17 protein-coding genes are annotated in these 15021 nt (G+C 63.8%); 11 read left to right on the plus strand and 6 right to left on the minus strand.

What is annotated here, in order from left to right; translation table 11 throughout:
* Positions 1-4 precede the first annotated feature (4 nt).
* Positions 5-214, minus strand: coding sequence for a hypothetical protein (locus NKJ72_RS27315; protein WP_254815980.1), 210 nt, complete (start codon positions 212-214; stop codon positions 5-7).
* Between the two features lie 164 nt (positions 215-378).
* Entirely contained in the window at positions 379-1035 is a 657-nt protein-coding gene (locus NKJ72_RS27320) for an O-methyltransferase (RefSeq protein WP_352480229.1), read from the minus strand.
* A 93-nt stretch (positions 1036-1128) separates the two neighbouring features.
* On the opposite strand from NKJ72_RS27320, the gene NKJ72_RS27325 reads away from it, so the two are divergent.
* Positions 1129-1761 carry a TetR/AcrR family transcriptional regulator gene (locus tag NKJ72_RS27325; RefSeq protein WP_352480230.1) on the plus strand — a complete coding sequence of 211 codons (633 nt, stop codon included), beginning with the start codon at positions 1129-1131 and terminating at the stop codon, positions 1759-1761.
* A gap of 130 nt (positions 1762-1891) precedes the next feature.
* Here NKJ72_RS27325 and xylA read toward each other — a convergent pair whose 3' ends face one another.
* Positions 1892-3217 carry a xylose isomerase gene (gene xylA / locus NKJ72_RS27330; protein WP_352480231.1) on the minus strand — a complete coding sequence of 442 codons (1326 nt, stop codon included), beginning with the start codon at positions 3215-3217 and terminating at the stop codon, positions 1892-1894.
* Positions 3218-3328: 111 nt separating this feature from the next.
* Here xylA and NKJ72_RS27335 point away from each other — a divergent pair, with 111 nt between their 5' ends.
* Complete coding sequence (locus NKJ72_RS27335) at positions 3329-3691, plus strand: nuclear transport factor 2 family protein (protein ID WP_352480232.1); 363 nt, start codon at positions 3329-3331, stop codon at positions 3689-3691.
* A gap of 38 nt (positions 3692-3729) precedes the next feature.
* Here NKJ72_RS27335 and xylB read toward each other — a convergent pair whose 3' ends face one another.
* From xylB to NKJ72_RS27350, 3 genes are all read right to left on the minus strand, one after another.
* Positions 3730-5184, minus strand: coding sequence for a xylulokinase (gene xylB / locus NKJ72_RS27340; protein ID WP_352480233.1), 1455 nt, complete (start codon positions 5182-5184; stop codon positions 3730-3732).
* 191 nt (positions 5185-5375) lie between these two features.
* Positions 5376-6701 carry a tetratricopeptide repeat protein gene (locus tag NKJ72_RS27345; protein WP_352480234.1) on the minus strand — a complete coding sequence of 442 codons (1326 nt, stop codon included), beginning with the start codon at positions 6699-6701 and terminating at the stop codon, positions 5376-5378.
* Between the two features lie 9 nt (positions 6702-6710).
* On the minus strand, positions 6711-7334 hold the full coding sequence (locus NKJ72_RS27350) for a LysE family translocator (RefSeq protein ID WP_352480235.1): 624 nt from the start codon (positions 7332-7334) through the stop codon (positions 6711-6713).
* A 188-nt stretch (positions 7335-7522) separates the two neighbouring features.
* Here NKJ72_RS27350 and NKJ72_RS27355 point away from each other — a divergent pair, with 188 nt between their 5' ends.
* From NKJ72_RS27355 to NKJ72_RS27395, 9 genes are all read left to right on the plus strand, one after another.
* Positions 7523-8287: a L,D-transpeptidase gene (locus NKJ72_RS27355; protein WP_352480236.1), complete on the plus strand. Its 765-nt coding sequence runs from the start codon at positions 7523-7525 to the stop codon at positions 8285-8287.
* 95 nt (positions 8288-8382) lie between these two features.
* A complete protein-coding gene (locus tag NKJ72_RS27360) occupies positions 8383-9549 on the plus strand; it encodes a diphosphate--fructose-6-phosphate 1-phosphotransferase (RefSeq protein WP_352480237.1) in 1167 nt (388 codons plus the stop codon).
* A 16-nt stretch (positions 9550-9565) separates the two neighbouring features.
* Entirely contained in the window at positions 9566-10291 is a 726-nt protein-coding gene (locus NKJ72_RS27365) for an MBL fold metallo-hydrolase (protein ID WP_352480238.1), read from the plus strand.
* Positions 10292-10656: 365 nt separating this feature from the next.
* On the plus strand, positions 10657-12195 hold the full coding sequence (locus NKJ72_RS27370) for a DegQ family serine endoprotease (RefSeq protein ID WP_254815991.1): 1539 nt from the start codon (positions 10657-10659) through the stop codon (positions 12193-12195).
* A 128-nt stretch (positions 12196-12323) separates the two neighbouring features.
* The gene (locus NKJ72_RS27375; RefSeq protein ID WP_352480239.1) at positions 12324-12935 is read left to right on the plus strand and encodes a molybdopterin-dependent oxidoreductase; all 612 of its coding nucleotides are present in this window, start codon (positions 12324-12326) and stop codon (positions 12933-12935) included.
* Positions 12932-13678 (plus strand): FAD-binding oxidoreductase, encoded by a 747-nt coding sequence (locus tag NKJ72_RS27380; RefSeq protein WP_352480240.1) that lies wholly within the window; start codon positions 12932-12934, stop codon positions 13676-13678. Before NKJ72_RS27375 ends, NKJ72_RS27380 begins: the two co-directional genes overlap by 4 nt.
* A gap of 440 nt (positions 13679-14118) precedes the next feature.
* On the plus strand, positions 14119-14322 hold the full coding sequence (locus NKJ72_RS27385) for a DUF680 domain-containing protein (RefSeq protein WP_352480241.1): 204 nt from the start codon (positions 14119-14121) through the stop codon (positions 14320-14322).
* 71 nt (positions 14323-14393) lie between these two features.
* Entirely contained in the window at positions 14394-14600 is a 207-nt protein-coding gene (locus NKJ72_RS27390; RefSeq protein WP_254815995.1) for a DUF680 domain-containing protein, read from the plus strand.
* A 68-nt stretch (positions 14601-14668) separates the two neighbouring features.
* Positions 14669-14908 (plus strand): DUF680 domain-containing protein, encoded by a 240-nt coding sequence (locus NKJ72_RS27395; RefSeq protein WP_352480242.1) that lies wholly within the window; start codon positions 14669-14671, stop codon positions 14906-14908.
* Positions 14909-15021 lie beyond the last annotated feature (113 nt).

Genomic DNA, 15021 nt, shown 5'->3' on the forward strand with positions numbered 1-15021 from the left:
TAGATCAGGCAGCGTCCTGGCGGTCGCTGTTGCCGTCGATCTGCGAGCGCATTTGTCTCGCAAGATGGGTCTCGAAGCGGCTGGCGACCGCGCGATCCCATTCGTTCGCACTCAGCGCACCCTGCTTCGGATGCGGCAGCGCCATCAGCCGGTCGATGATCGATCCGGCCTCGCCAGATGAGAGCAGGGCGTCGATTTCGCGTTCGTGCTGCATATCGTTTCGCCTCCTTCTTTCCGTTCCCGCCACGAACCACACTATAGGAGGTTCGTGACGGCTGTTTGAAGGCAAGAGCGAGGCGATTGATGGGCGGCGCCGGGCAAAGTTTTATCCGCCGCCGCCCATCTTGGGCACTATCGTACCAGTAGTCAGGCAGTGCTTCAGCCAAGCCGCATCGACAGCTCGACATCCTCGCTGAACGACGTGGACATGTAGCCGCTTCCGGTCGAGCGCACCCGCTCGAGGTATTCGGGGCAAAGATCGGCGTTGTCGGCAACGACGAAGGCGCCCGGCCTGAGGCGGCTTTCGACCAGACTCAAGATCTCTGGATAGAGCGCTTTGGCGCCGTCGAGCAGAAGCAGGTCGATGGTTTCGGGAAGATCGACGCTTAATGTTTGCACCGCATCTCCTTCTCGGATTTCCACCAGGTCGATGAGACCGCCTGCCGTCAGATTGTTCCTGGCGCGCGCCCCCTTGGATGGCTCGAACTCACTGGTGATGAGGCGGCCACCGCCATTGTCCCGCAAGGCTGCGGCAAGGTGTAGGGTCGAGATGCCGAACGAGGTTCCAAATTCAACGATCGTCCTTGCGCTGCTGCCCCGTGCCAGCATGTAGAGCAGCGTGCCGGTCTCTCGCGAAACGGGAAGCCAGAGGTCCTTTAGCCGCCCATAGAAATCGAGGTATTCGGTCTTGCTTCGAACGAGGCGGCTCCGCTCCTCGGCGGAGAATTCCGCCACTGCAGGGCTCGTTGCCGCAGCGGCTTCCTCGAACAGGCGGTCCAGCAGGGGCGCAAGCGGCGGCGTCGTCAGTGTGGTCATATCGGTCTCCAGTCAGAATGGAATGTGTTCTTGTGCGGCATTCAAAATACGACTAATCATTCGCATTTACTAATCGCATTGGCGCGCCTCTCAATGAGCGATCACCGCAGTCCGCGGATTTCCTCGCGAAAACAGCCCAAGCAGGCCCGCTCGGGGGAGCTCGTTGCTGCGATTTTGCAGGCTGCTGTTCAGGTTTTGGCGAGGGAAGGCGCGCAGCGCTTCACCACGGCGCGGGTGGCCGAGAAGGCCGGTGTCAGTGTCGGATCGCTGTATCAGTATTTTCCGAACAAGGCGGCGATCCTGTTCCGGCTCCAGAGCGACGAATGGCGGCAGACGACCGATTTGCTGCGCGACATCCTCGAGGATGTCAGGAAACCGCCACTTGAACGGCTGCGCGCCTTGGTCCACGCCTTCCTCCGCTCGGAGTGTGACGAGGCCGCGGTGCGCGTGGCGCTCGACGACGCCGCACCGCTTTACCGCGACGCGCCCGAGGCGCAGGCGGCAAGGGCGTCCGGAGACCGCACCATCCAGCTCTTCATGCAGGAGGCGTTGCCCAACGCCGCGCAAGCGACTCGCGAATTGGCCGGCGACCTGGTCATGACGACGCTCAGCACGGTGGGGAAGCAGTTCTCGGAGTTGCCCCGAACCCCCGCGGAGATCGAAGCCTACGCCGACGCCATGGCCGACATGTTCTGCGCCTACCTGAGAGGCCTCGATCACGGCTAAGGCAAATGCCAGGCCCGGTCAGCAAGCAGACCGAAAGTTTCGCACGGGGCAAACCTTGTCGGTGTCAGCCCCGCGGAAAGTCGTCTTTATCCCGCGGCCGCTGAACAATGCGGCCGCGGGATGGTACGCCTCAGACGTACCGGTTGACGATGTTTTCGAGTAGTTCCTGGCGACCGGATCTGGGCTGCGGCTCGATCTTCTCCTTGACGACGCGCTCGGCGATTTCCTCCAGCGTGCGCTTGCCGGCAAGCATCGCCTTGGCCTCGGCCGAATCCCAGCCGGCATAGCGCTCGGCGAGCGGGGCGGACAGCGCCTTGTCCTCGACCATGCGCGCTGCCGCCTTGAGGCCGCGAGCGCAGCAATCCATGCCGCCGATATGGCCGATCAGCAGATCCTGCGGATCGAGCGACTGGCGCCTGAGCTTGGCGTCGAAATTGGTGCCGCCGGTCTTGAAGCCGCCGGCCTGCAGCACCTGATAGTAGGCGAGAGCCATCTCCGGCACATTGTTGGGGAACTGGTCGGTGTCCCAGCCCGACTGGTAGTCGTTGCGGTTCATGTCGATCGAGCCGAAGATTCCCAGCGCATTGGCCAGCGCCAGTTCATGCTCGAACGAATGGCCGGCCAGGATGGCGTGGCCCTGCTCGATGTTGAGCTTGACCTCATTCTCCAGTCCGAAACGCTTGAGGAAGCCATAGACGGTGGCGACGTCGTAATCATACTGGTGCTTGGTTGGCTCCTGAGGCTTCGGCTCGATCAGGATGGTGCCTTCGAAGCCGATCCTGTGCTTGTAATCGACGACCAGATTGAGAAAACGGCCGGCCTGTTCCTGCTCGCGGGCAAGGTCGGTGTTGAGCAGCGTCTCATAGCCCTCGCGGCCGCCCCACAGCACGTAATTCTCGCCGTTCAGACGCTTGGTGACGTCGATGCAGTGTTTCACCGTCGCCGCCGAATAGGCAAAGACGTCCGGATCGGGGTTGGTGGCGGCGCCCGACATGAAGCGGCGGTTGGAGAACAGGTTGGCCGTGCCCCACAACAGCTTGACGCCGGTCTGCTTCATCTTTTCCGAGAAATAATCGGCGATCTCATCGAGCCGCGCCTTACTTTCGGAAAAGTCCCGGCCCTCCGGCCGCACGTCGGCATCGTGGAAGCAGAAATAAGGCGCGCCCAGCAACGAAAACATCTCGAAGGCGACGTCGGCCTTGAGTTTGGCCAACTCCATGGTGTCGGTGCTGCCGGCCTTCGGAAACCACGGCCGGTCAAATGTCTGGCCGCCGAACGGATCGCCGCCCGGCCAGGCAAAGGAATGCCAATAGGCGACGGCAAAGCGCAGATGCTCTTCGAGCCGCTTGCCGGCGACGATCTCGTCGGGATTGTAGAACCGGTAGGCCAGCGGATTGGTCGAATCCGGTCCCTCGTATTTAATCTGTTGGATGTCGCCGAAAAAACCGCTGCTCATGTTCTTTTCCTCTCGCATGGTTCGGCCTGATTACCTCAGGCGTAATTGGTTTCGCGCTGGCGCTGGTCGAAAAGGCTCATGTCAAAGCCACCCAGCGAAGGAGACAGAACCATGACCGACCTCAACACCATTGCCGAAAACTACATCGCCGCCTGGAACGAGAGCGACGCCGCACGCAGGAAAGCCTTGCTCGAGGCGACCTTCACCGAGGACGTCGGCTACCGCGATCCGATCATGCAGGGCGACGGCCATGACGGCATCGCCGCGCTGATCGAAGGCGTGCAGCAGCGCTTTGCCGGCTTCAGGTTCTCGCTGAAAGGCAAGCCGGACGGCTTCGCCGATACCGTCCGTTTCTCCTGGAATCTCGGGCCGGAAGGCGTCGAGTCCGTCATCGAAGGCACCGATATCGGCGTCATCGAGAATGGCCGGCTGAAAAGTGTTACCGGCTTTCTCGACAAGGTGCCGGCACAGTGAGGCCTTCTCGGCAGGCCACGGCGAGGGCGGGAAACCGCTCACGCCGTGGCGCTCCTGATCGCCGGGTAAAGCTGGCGGTAGCGCTGATAGGCATCTGCATAGGCACCGCCGAGGGCGGCGACCGGCTCGACCGTGGCGTCCGTCGCCGGCGCCGTGCACACGGCGCGCGGATCGGCGCCGGTCGCCGCGATCAGGCCAAGCCGGGCGGCGCCAAAGGCGGCGCCGAAATCGCCCTCGGCTGGAATATCGACTGGCAGGCCAAGCGCTGTGGCGATGGCCTTCAGCCAGTAGCGCGAACGCGAGCCGCCGCCGATCGCCGTCACCCGGGTCAGCGTCGTGCCGGCTTTGGCCAGGGCTTCGAGGCTGTCGCGGAAGGCGAAGGCGACGCCTTCGAGCACGGCCCGGGTCAGCGCCGCGCGGCCGGACTCGTGGGCAAGCCCGCTAAAGGCGCCCCGAATGACGGAATCATTGTGAGGCGTCCGCTCGCCTGACAGGTACGGCAGGAAGGAGACACCGGTCGGCGCCTGCAGCGCATCACCGAGTTCGGCGGTCAACTCGACGGCGCTTTTTCCCGCAATTGCCGACAGCCAGTTGAGTGAATCGGTTGCCGACAGGATGACGCCCATCTGGTGCCAGGTGCCGGGCAGTGCGTGGCAGAAGGTGTGCACCGCACTTTCCGGATTGGGCAGATAGGACGCGTTGGCGGCAAAAAGCACGCCCGATGTGCCGAGCGAGACGAAAGCCTGGCCGGCGCCGACCGTGCCCATGCCGCAGGCCGAGGCCGCGTTGTCGCCGGCGCCGCCGGCGATCGGGATGCCCGTCTGGATGCCCCATTTCGCAGCCAGTTCGCCGCGCAAGGCACCGGCCTTGGCCGTGCCTTCGACCAATGACGGCATCTGCCTTTCGTCCAGCGACGTCGCTGCTAGCAGTTCGGAGGACCAGGCGCGTTTGCCGACGTCGAGCCACGACGTGCCAGCCGAATCCGACATTTCCGAAATATGGTCGCCGGCGAGCCAGAGCCGCAAAAAGTCCTTCGGCAGCAGGACCTTTGCCACCTTGGCAAAAACAGCCGGTTCGTTGTTTTTCACCCAGGCGAGCTTTGGCGCGGTGAAGCCGGGAAAGACGATGTTGCCGGTCAGCTTGCGAAAGCGTGGGTCGGCATCGAGTGCAGCCGCCTCGGCGTGGCTGCGTGTGTCGTTCCACAGGATGCAGGGGCGCAGCACCTGGTCGGCGGCATCGAGCAGGGTGGCGCCATGCATATGGCCGGAAAGGCCGATGCCTTTAACCGCCGCGAGCTCCTTCGCATGCATGGACCTCAGCTCGGCGATCGCCGCTTCGCAGGCGCGAATCCAGTCGGCCGGGTTCTGCTCGGACCAGCCGGGATGCGGGCGCGACACATCGAGCGGCGCATGGCCGGAGCCGACGATGCCCTGCCTTGCATCGATCAGCAGCGCCTTGACGCCCGACGTGCCGAGATCGAGGCCGAGATACATGCTTCCTCCCATATCCGTCAGGCCTGGCGGCGACGGTCTTTCTTGCTCCCCGGCCCAGTCCTGCGACACGGACGGCGAAGATATCCCGGCAATCGTGCTGCCGGAAAAACGCTCCAGTCAACACGCGAAGATTTTTTCGACACTCGAAAAAATCTGGCCGGGGCAGTTTTTAAGGCAAGATTTAATCTTGGTCAATTCGCCGTGAGAGCGATTGCGCGCCGTGAAAACAGTGCCGACAACGGGCTGTCCGGCCGTGCCAGCGCGCGTTCCGCCGCCAGCGCCCTTGCCAGCGCGCCATCACCGGAACGCAATGCCGCCTCGATCAGCGTCAGGTCGATGACGTCGCGTTGGGCGTGGCTGCCGCCGAAGCGGTGGGCGATCGCCCGGATCGGCCGGATCAGGCGTATCGTCCCGGCATAATTGCCCTCGCCGAATGCCTTGATGGCGAGCGTCAGGGGATGGCCGACATCCCGGGTGAAAGCGGCGTTGTCGTCTTTGCCGCGCATCGCCTCGCGCTGCGCCTCGAGCAAGCCGCTGGCCGGCGCGTCGAGGCCGGCACCGACAAACGCCATCATTGCGTGGGCGTCGTTGAAGGCATAATGGCCGGCGCTGGCCTTGGGCAACCAGTTGGCGGCGAGCGCCGCCCAGCGGCTGCCGACATCGACGCCGCCGAGATGCAGCCGCCACAGGATCGCCGAGGCATCGACCATGTTGAGCGCCAGCGTCGAGCGCTCGCCATAGATCGGCCCGTCATAGAGCGCCAGCACCTCGTCGATTTCGCCAAGATCGTAGTGGAACAGCGCCAGGTGCCACCAATTGTGCACCTGCAGGAAACTTTCCCGCGTCCACGCTTCGGGATTGGCGCGCATCCACAGAATGCCGTCCTTTTGCCGGCTCTGCATCTCCATGACATGGGCCACCGCATGCTGAGCCCAGCCATCGCGCGGCTCGAGATCGACCGCCGTGCGGCCAAGTTTTTCGGCGCGCGCGTAATCGCCCATTTCCTCCAGGCCAAAGGCCTGCATGCCGAGTATGGCGTGATAGCCCGGCATGCCGCTCTGCCAGGACGGCAGCGCGCGGCCGATGCGGTCGCGCAGCATGCGCGCGTTGCCGGTGAAGAAGTCGATCTGGTGCCCGGTCTGCAGCGCCAGCGCATCGAGCGGAAACTCGATGGCGATATCCTCCAGCACGCGGGCGGCCTCGTGCCAGCGTCCCTCCGCAAGGTGGCCAAGGGCGGCGACATGCGCCTGCTCGCGTGTCGTCGCGGCAAGCGGCAGCGCCGCCTCGTGACATGCCTTGGCCACCGCCGTCGCCTCACGCTCGGTGGCGAGGCCAAAGAGATAACCCTTGAACACCTGCGCCATGACGAAGCCGGGATCGTCGGCGATTGCCCGGTCAATGGAGCCGACCGGATCGCCGATGAAGCACTGCAATTCGCGCACGGCCCGGCTGTAGGACGAAAACCCGGCCTCCGTCGCGCCAGACAGTGTCAGGCCGAATGCATCCCTGACCGCCATGGCGTGTCCTCAGTTGCCCGATCGCATCGCCACCGTGGCGATGCCTGCGCCGACCAGCAGCGTGCCGCCGGTGCGGTTGAAGATGCGGATCGCCTTTGGATTGCGCACGACGTTGCGCGCCCTTGCGGCGATCAGCGCATAACCGAGCGCGTTGGCGAAGGCGAGCGTCAGGAAGGTCGTCTCGAAGATCAGCATCTGTGTCCAGAAATCCGCGTGCCGGTCGAGGAACTGCGGCAGGAAGGCGACGAAGAAGGTGATGCTTTTCGGATTGAGCGCAGTAACCAGCCAGGCATGCGCCGCCATTTTCGCCGATGACACCGCATCGGTGCGCGGTTCGGCCCGGAGCGCGCCGCCGGCGCGAAACAGCTTGATGCCGAGATAGATCAGATAGAGGGCGCCGATCACCTTCAGCACCGTGAATACGGTGGCCGACGCCGCCAGCAGCGCGCCGATGCCCAGCATCGACAGTGTCATCGCGGTGAAGTCGCCGAGCGCCACGCCGACTGCCATCGGCAGCGCAGTGCGCCAGCCTTGGCCGAGTGCATAGGAAACCACCAGCAGGATGGTCGGGCCTGGAATGACCAGAAGGACTGCCGAGGCGGCGGCAAACGCGGCCCAGTTTTCGAAGGACATTTTCTTCTCCTTGAGCTTAAAGAAGAGGATAAATCCTTGGCCTCGCGCAGATGTAAAGAGGCAAGAATCGAAAAAGCGCGTCGTTAACGCCAGGCGGCTGGCCTTCACGCTTTTTCAACCATGATTGGTGAAAATGCCTGCTATCCGGCCGGACCGTGTTTCCCGCCGACAGCGTAGGGTTTGGGTAAATGCGTGAGTTGCCGCACGGTCTGTCGCTGCCGCATAATGGCGACGCAATCGAAACCGAACTACAGCTTTCCCGCCGCACGGTGCTGTCCGGCGCCGGCGCGCTGGCGCTGCTCGGCGTCACAGGCTGCAGCCAGACGCTGGATCTGCCGTCGCTCCAGCTCGACGACGTCACCACCGGCTCGATCCGGCCCGTCCGTCCGAGCATCAGCGTCGACAAGAACATCACCAGCCCCGACGTGATGTACGCTTCGCTTACCGACGGTGGCTTCAACGTGCCGGAGGTGCCCTACCTCAAGATCAAGCCGGAGTTTCGCCGCCAGATCGTCGTCGATCCGACCGGCGAGCAGCCCGGTACCATTGTCGTTCACTCGCAGGAACGGCTGCTCTATCTCGTGCAGCCCGGCGGCGAGGCGATCCGTTACGGCGTCGGTATCGGCAAGGACGGATTCCGCTGGTCCGGCCGCGCCAACATCCAGTACGGCAAGGAATGGCCGGTCTGGACCCCGCCGCCCGAGATGATCGCCCGCAGGCCGGAACTGGTGAAGTGGCAAGGCGGACAGCCGGGCGGCCTCGACAATCCGCTCGGCGCGCGTGCCCTCTACATTTATCAGAACGGCAGCGACACCGGTTATCGCATCCACGGCTCGCCCGAATGGTGGAGCATCGGCCAGGCGATGTCGTCGGGCTGCGTGCGCCTGATCAACCAGGACGTCATCGATCTCTACAGCCGCGTCTCCAAGAAAAACCCGGTCGTCGTCGTCTGAACGGCGGCTTCGCCTTCAGCGATCACTCTGCCGTTGCGCGATGCCGCAAGACAGGCGAATGTGCCTGCGATTTCATTGCCCGGGAGACGTGAACAATGGCCGGAACTTTTGTCATCGCGCAGGGCGGCGGCCCGACCGCCGTCATCAACCAAACCGTGGTGGGTGCTGCGCTCGAAATCCGCAAACGGCATCCCGGCGCCAAGGTGCTGGGATCCATCCACGGCGTGCGCGGCATTCGTGACGGCAATTACGTCGATCTTTCCGCCATCCCCGAGGACCGCCTGCGGCTGATCGCGGCGACGCCGAGCGCCGCGCTTGGTTCGACGCGCGACAAGCCGGATGCCGCCTATTGCGACCTCATCCTCAATGGCTTGAAGAAAGCCGGCGCCGACGCCTTCATCTATATCGGCGGCAACGACACCTCGGGCACGCAGCAGATCCTCACCGACGCCGCCGGCGGCAAGATCGCCTTCGTGCATGCGCCGAAAACCATCGACAACGATCTCGAGGAGAACGATCACACGCCCGGCTTCATGTCGGCGGCCGAGTTCGTCGCTGGAGCATTCCTTTCGGTCGATCTCGATTTCCGCGCTCTGCCGGGCATCTATGTCGGCATCGTCATGGGGCGGCATGCCGGTTTTCTGACGGCCGCATCCGCGGCCTGGCAGCTCGACCAGGACAGCGGCCCGCATCTCGTCTACGTGCCGGAGCGGCCGTTCTCGGCGGCCGGTTTCATTGACGACGTGCGCGCCACGCTCGACCGCCACAAGCGCTGCATCGTTGCCGTCTCCGAAGGCGTCAGCACCGCTGACGGCAAGGCGCTGGTCGAAAGCCTGGTGCCGCCGGAAAGGCTGGAGCGCGACCAGCACGGCAACGTCAAGCTGTCGGGCAGCGACCTGCCGGCAGCCTTGGAGCGCGCGCTCGCCGAAGGATTGCCGGGCAAGCGGGCGCGCGTTGATGCGCTCGGCTATATGCCACGCGGCTATGTCGGCGCCATCAGCGCGGTGGACGCGCGGGAGGCCTTCGATGCCGGCGCTTTCGCCGTCACCGTGGCCGACGAGGGCGGCGGTTCCGTGGCGCTGCAATATGACGGCAAAAAAACCGTGCTGAAGAAGGTGCCGCTGAAGAACGTCGCCGGCAAGACACGCCATATGCCGGATGATTTCATGCTGCCCGACGTCAACCGGCTGTCCAATGCGGGCATGGCCTATCTGAAGCGGCTGGTTCCGCGAAAGTACAAGGTCGGTAAGCCGTTCGTCTGATGCCGGCCTTTATCTGATGGACAGCTGGTTCAGCAAAACCATCGTCGACGCCAAGACGATGATGCTGACCGAGCCCTTCGTGCATGATTTCGTGCGCGCCAACATCTGGCATGTGCGCGGCCGCGATGTCGACCTGCTGGTCGACACCGGCATGGGGATCTGCCCGCTGGCGCCGCAGATCGACACGCCGGCCGGCAAGCCGCTGCTCGTCGTCGCCACGCATATCCATCTCGATCATGTCGGCTCGCTGCACGAGTTTCCGTTGCGGGCAGGTCCGCGCCACAGCGCCACGCAGTTCGACAGCATGGACGAAGCGGTGACCTACGCCTACATGTTCCATGATCTCGAAGGCGCCGTCTCCAGACTGCCGGCAAACGGCTGGAAAGCGGCCGATTACAGGATTCCACCGGCGCCGCTGGACCGGACCCTGGACGAGGGCGATAGGATCGACCTCGGCGACCGGCAATTCCGCGTCCTGCACCTGCCCGGCCACTCTCCGGATTCGATCGCGCTGTTCGATGAGGCAGACGGCCTGTTCTTCGCCGGCGACGCCATCTATGACGCCACGCTGATCGACGACCTGCCGGATTCCGATCGTGCCGCCTACCGCCGCACCATGCAGCGGCTGCGCGATCTGCCGATCCGGATCGGCCATGGCGGTCATGGACCGAGCTTCGACGGCAGGCGGATGCGTGAGATCGCCTCGGCGTATCTCAGGCGAACGGACGGGACAGCGGCATAGAAGCCTTGGCGGGGCAGTGAGGGGCGGCCTGAAGCGATTTGGCTTGGGCAACTATTTTGTTCTTGCTTTGTGCCGGCAGCTATGCTAGTAATCTGGGTATGGTGCTGATTTGCCCCAACGACCCGCCGTCAGGCGGGTTTTTGTTTTCGGGTTTCGGCGCAAGCCCGGCACGGCGGTTGCCAGCCGAAAATTAAATCTTCGTAACATTATCTGGAAACCATGATCGGCGCCCTAGATGCGGGGCTGTCGATCCGGTCGGCTGCCTGACAGGCGAGACAGGCAAGGCCGACGACCGACGCGCCGATGAATTGTTCCGGTAACGGAACGTTAGGGCGCTTCACCAATCTCTCGCCCGGACAACGGCCATGTCACCAATTCAGACCCTTCGCAGACATCGCGTCGCCGCTCTGCTGGGCGCAGCGTTGATCGTCAGCCCTTTCGCCCTGCCTCTCGCTCCCAGGCTGAATGATGTCCTGGCGGCAACGGTCACCCCTCCCGTCACCGGCATGACGGCGCCGAGCGGCTCGTTCGCGCCGGTCGTGGCGGCCGATAAGCCGGCGGTGGTGACCATCACGACGGTCATGAAAGTACAACAGCCCGACACCATGAGCGACGCCTCTCCCTTTGGCGGAACCTCCCCTTTCGACGACTATTTCCGCCATTTCTTCGGTGACCAGGGATTGCCCGCTCCCAAAACACCGCCGGAACAGGCGCCGCGCACCGAGGCGCTCGGTTCAGGCTTCATCGTCGCCAGCGACGGCACCATCGTCACCAACAATCACGTTGTCGATGGCGCCCAATCGATCAAGGTGACGCTCGACGACGGCACCGAGCTTCCCGCCAAATTGATCGGCCATGACGCCAAGAACGATCTTGCCGTGCTCAAGGTCAAAGCCGGCAAGCCCTTGCCGACCGTCAGATGGGGCGATTCCGACAAGCTCATGCCGGGTGACCAGGTGCTCGCCTTCGGCAATCCTTTCGGCCTTGGCACCACGGTCACGGCCGGCATCGTCTCGGCGCGCGGCCGCGACCTGCACAGCGGGCCGTTTGACGACTTCATCCAGATCGACGCACCGATCAACCGGGGCAATTCCGGCGGCCCGCTGACGGATGTGAACGGCAATGTCGTCGGCATCAACACGGCGATCTTTTCGCCGAATGGCGGCAGTGTCGGCGTCGGCTTCGCCATCCCCTCCGACCAGGCGCAAAAGGTCGTCGCCAAGCTGATGAAGGGCGGCTCCATCCAGTACGGCTACCTGGGCGTCCAGATCCAGCCGGTGACGCCTGATATGGCGAGCGCCATCGGCCTCGATCACCCCGCCGGCGTGCTCGTCGCGCAGGTCAGCGACGGATCGCCGGCCGCCAAGGCCGGCATCGAGACCGGCGACGTCATCACCAGCTTCGCCGATCGCGACATAAAGGACCCAAGGGACCTGTCGCGCGCTGTCGCCGACGTTGCGCCCGGCACGAGGGAAACCCTCAATGTCTGGCGCAAGGGCCAAAGCCTGCAGATCTCCGTCGAGATCGGGCGCAACGAAGACGACATGGCAACGGGATCGGTGACCGGCGATCAGGGTCAGCCGTCGACGGAGCAGGGCCTCCGTGCACCGGCGCTCGGTCTCCGCCTGATGGATGTCACCCCGGATGTACGCCAGGCAATGAACCTGGCAGGCAACCAGCACGGCGCACTGGTCGAGCGCGTCGACCCGAACAAGGCGGCATCGGCTTCCGGCATCCAGCCCGGCGACATCATCGTCGCCGTCGACCAGCATCCGGTGAGAAGCGCCAGGCAGGCTAACCAGGCGATTGTGCAGGCTGCCAAATCCGGCAAGAAATCGGTGCTGCTGCTTGTCCAGCGCGGCGACGCCCAGATGTTTGTCGCCGTCCCCTTCGCCAGTGGCTGAGGCAGGCGCCGCGCTGCCAAGATCGATGGAGGGCATTGCCGGCCGAGCCAAGATTTCGGTTGCCCGCGCGCGCGTCTTCGAGAAAACTGACAAAGGTCGATTGGACCTTGCGCAAACGGATATTCTCGATGGCTACCCGAGGTTTCTCTTCCGGACGAAAGCCGCCGACAGATACGGGTGCACGTATCCCGCCGGGGCAATATCTCGAGCAAGGTTTCCCGGTCCTGTCGGCCGGCCCGACGCCGCATGTGCGCACCGAGGATTGGTCGTTCACGCTTAAGCACGGGCCGCGGCCGATCAAGAAGTGGAACTGGGCCGAGTTCAACGCGCTGCCCCTGACCAAGATGACGCGCGACATCCATTGCGTCACCGCATGGACCAAGTTCGACACGGCGTGGCAGGGCGTGCTGGTCGACGACATCCTTGCCGACGCCGGCATCGAGCCGCCCACCGCCTTCACGCTGGCGTTGGGTTTCGACGGCTATTCCACCAACGTGCCAACGAAGGATCTCACCGGCGGCAAGGCGATGGTGGCGCTGCTTTACGAGGGCAAGCCGATCACCCCCGACCATGGCGGCCCGGCGCGGCTGCTCGTTCCGCATCTCTATTTCTGGAAATCGGCCAAATGGCTGAACGGGCTGCAGTTCACCGAGCGTGACGAGCCGGGTTTCTGGGAGTTGCGAGGCTATCATATCTATGGCGACCCGTGGCGCGAGCAGCGCTACACGAACGATCCATGAGCGACGCACCGGCGGCGCAGTCGCCCTGGCAGATAGTCACCATCACCCGCATCCAAAAGCGCACGCCGCGCGTCACCAGCTTTTTCCTGCAGCCGTCGCGGCCCTTCGCCTACCGTGCCGGACAGCATGTCGATGTCAGGCTGACGGCGCCTGACGGTTATCAGGCGCGGCGCTCCTACTCCATCGCCTCGGCACCGGAGACCGGCGAGACCATCGAGCTGGCGATTGAAAAACTCGAGGACGGCGAGGTCTCGCCGTTCTTTCACGAGATCGCGGCGGTGGGCGACGAGTTCGAATTGCGCGGGCCGCTCGGCGGCCATTTCGTCTGGTCCGACGGCGATGGCGGACCGCTCCTGCTCGTCGGCGGTGGGTCGGGCGTGGTGCCGTTGATGTCGATGGTCCGTCACCGGGCGATGCGGGGGTCGCTGGTTGCCGCCGCCCTGGTGGTTTCGGCGCGGGTCTGGGACGAGGTGATCTTTCGCGATGAGCTGATCGACCTCGCCGAGCGCCGGGATGGCTTCGACCTGGTGCTGACGCTGACGCGCGAGCCGGCCCGCCGTCCGGCGGATTATGCGCGGCGGGTCGACGCCGCGATGATGGTGCAAGCCATGACCAGGTTGCCCGCGCCGCCGAAGCTGGCCTTTGTCTGCGGCTCGAACGCATTCGTGACGGCCGCCGCCGAGGCACTGATCGATGCCGGGGTGCCTGCGGCTCTCATCCGCACCGAACGCTACGGGGTCTGACCCGGTTCTGCTTGCCCGGTTGCTGCCTTTGCCGGCCGGCCTAAACGGGCCGAAAACCGGCAGAACGGCGAGGCCGCGCTTGGCTGAAATGGTTAACGATTCGACAAACAACCCCGGCTGCGACTTTTATCGGTTTAAAAAATCGAACCGAACGGTTCGTTTCTGTTGACAATGCGTGCAGGACGCTGTGAACGCTGCCTTCCAAGTCCCCTTGCAGTCAGACCGAGGCGATGGGCTATCTTGTTGGCATTAAACGGTAAAAATGTGGCGGAGGGAGTCCGTGGCACAATTTCAAGGTGTAGATTCTTGGTCCACACCAAACAACTTCGTGATTGGAAACTGGCCATTGGCTTTCCCACATCGGGGCGGTCCGAACGACGCGAACTCCTCCCAAGACACGCCGCTAGACGGACTGAGACTAAGATACTGGAGTACTAAAAATGAAAAAGATCGCTCTTGCCGCCGTCGCCGTTTTGGCCATCACCGGCAGCGCCTTCGCCGGCAGCGACAATTATGGTTCCAATGGTGCGAACCAGCCTGCCGCCTCGGGCGACAGCTCGTACACGGCTTCCATTCAGAAGCCGGCTGATGCTGACAAGCAGCCTGTCCAGGGCGCCGACCGGAACCTCTTCGGCAACAACTAACAGCCGATCCCAGCATCAGGGCGGCGGGCATATCCGCCGCCCGGGATCTGAAAAAATTCAGGAGTATTGAAATGAAAAAGATCTTTCTTGCCGCCGTCGCCGTTTTGGCCATCACCGGCAGCGCCTTCGCCGGCAGCGACAATTATGGTTCCAACGGAGCCAACCAGCCGGCTGTCGCGGTCGACAGCTCGTACACGGCCTCCCTCAAGAAGTCAGATCAGGCTGAAAAGCAGCCGGTCGGCCAGGGCGCCGATCGCAACCTCTTCGGCAACAACTAACAGCCGATCCCACCATCAAGGCGGGCGGGCATGCCCGCCGCTTTGATCCGAAATCCAGGAGTATCCAAATGAAAAAGATTGTTCTTACTGCCGCCGCTCTCTTGATTACCGCCGGCGGCGCCTATGCCCAAAACGACAATGTTGGCGGGAGCGACATCAACAAGCAGTCGACCGTCAATGTCGACAAGACGCAGACGTATTCGGTGCGTGACAGCAACTCGCCGATCTACAAGTTGCTGAATTCGTCCGGCGATGTGCCCAAGTCCGCGCCTCAGGGCGCCGACCGCAACCTCTTCGGCAACAACTAACAGCCGAATTGGAATTCCAGACAAGAGCGGGGGGGCCAGCCCCCCCCGCGGGGGGTTTTGGGGGGGGGCCACACCCCCGGCGGAGTTACCCCACACCCCGCCCCCCCCCCCCC

The sequence above is a fragment of the Mesorhizobium sp. M0045 genome (genome assembly GCF_040323385.1).
Lineage (GTDB): Bacteria > Pseudomonadota > Alphaproteobacteria > Rhizobiales > Rhizobiaceae > Mesorhizobium.

Bases quoted from the DNA above. Each gene is read 5' to 3' on its own strand.
- NKJ72_RS27385 (WP_352480241.1), top strand. From the start codon at position 14,119: ATGAAAAAGATCGCTCTTGCCGCCGTCGCCGTTTTGGCCATCACCGGC.
- NKJ72_RS27320 (WP_352480229.1), bottom strand. From the start codon at position 1,035: ATGACCACACTGACGACGCCGCCGCTTGCGCCCCTGCTGGACCGCCTG.
- NKJ72_RS27365 (WP_352480238.1), top strand. From the start codon at position 9,566: ATGGACAGCTGGTTCAGCAAAACCATCGTCGACGCCAAGACGATGATG.
- NKJ72_RS27360 (WP_352480237.1), top strand. From the start codon at position 8,383: ATGGCCGGAACTTTTGTCATCGCGCAGGGCGGCGGCCCGACCGCCGTC.
- NKJ72_RS27325 (WP_352480230.1), top strand. From the start codon at position 1,129: ATGAGCGATCACCGCAGTCCGCGGATTTCCTCGCGAAAACAGCCCAAG.
- NKJ72_RS27370 (WP_254815991.1), top strand. From the start codon at position 10,657: ATGTCACCAATTCAGACCCTTCGCAGACATCGCGTCGCCGCTCTGCTG.
- NKJ72_RS27380 (WP_352480240.1), top strand. From the start codon at position 12,932: ATGAGCGACGCACCGGCGGCGCAGTCGCCCTGGCAGATAGTCACCATC.
- NKJ72_RS27355 (WP_352480236.1), top strand. From the start codon at position 7,523: ATGCGTGAGTTGCCGCACGGTCTGTCGCTGCCGCATAATGGCGACGCA.
- xylB (WP_352480233.1), bottom strand. From the start codon at position 5,184: ATGTATCTCGGCCTCGATCTCGGCACGTCGGGCGTCAAGGCGCTGCTG.
- NKJ72_RS27395 (WP_352480242.1), top strand. From the start codon at position 14,669: ATGAAAAAGATTGTTCTTACTGCCGCCGCTCTCTTGATTACCGCCGGC.
- NKJ72_RS27390 (WP_254815995.1), top strand. From the start codon at position 14,394: ATGAAAAAGATCTTTCTTGCCGCCGTCGCCGTTTTGGCCATCACCGGC.
- NKJ72_RS27350 (WP_352480235.1), bottom strand. From the start codon at position 7,334: ATGTCCTTCGAAAACTGGGCCGCGTTTGCCGCCGCCTCGGCAGTCCTT.
- xylA (WP_352480231.1), bottom strand. From the start codon at position 3,217: ATGAGCAGCGGTTTTTTCGGCGACATCCAACAGATTAAATACGAGGGA.
- NKJ72_RS27345 (WP_352480234.1), bottom strand. From the start codon at position 6,701: ATGGCGGTCAGGGATGCATTCGGCCTGACACTGTCTGGCGCGACGGAG.
- NKJ72_RS27335 (WP_352480232.1), top strand. From the start codon at position 3,329: ATGACCGACCTCAACACCATTGCCGAAAACTACATCGCCGCCTGGAAC.
- NKJ72_RS27375 (WP_352480239.1), top strand. From the start codon at position 12,324: ATGGCTACCCGAGGTTTCTCTTCCGGACGAAAGCCGCCGACAGATACG.
- NKJ72_RS27315 (WP_254815980.1), bottom strand. From the start codon at position 214: ATGCAGCACGAACGCGAAATCGACGCCCTGCTCTCATCTGGCGAGGCC.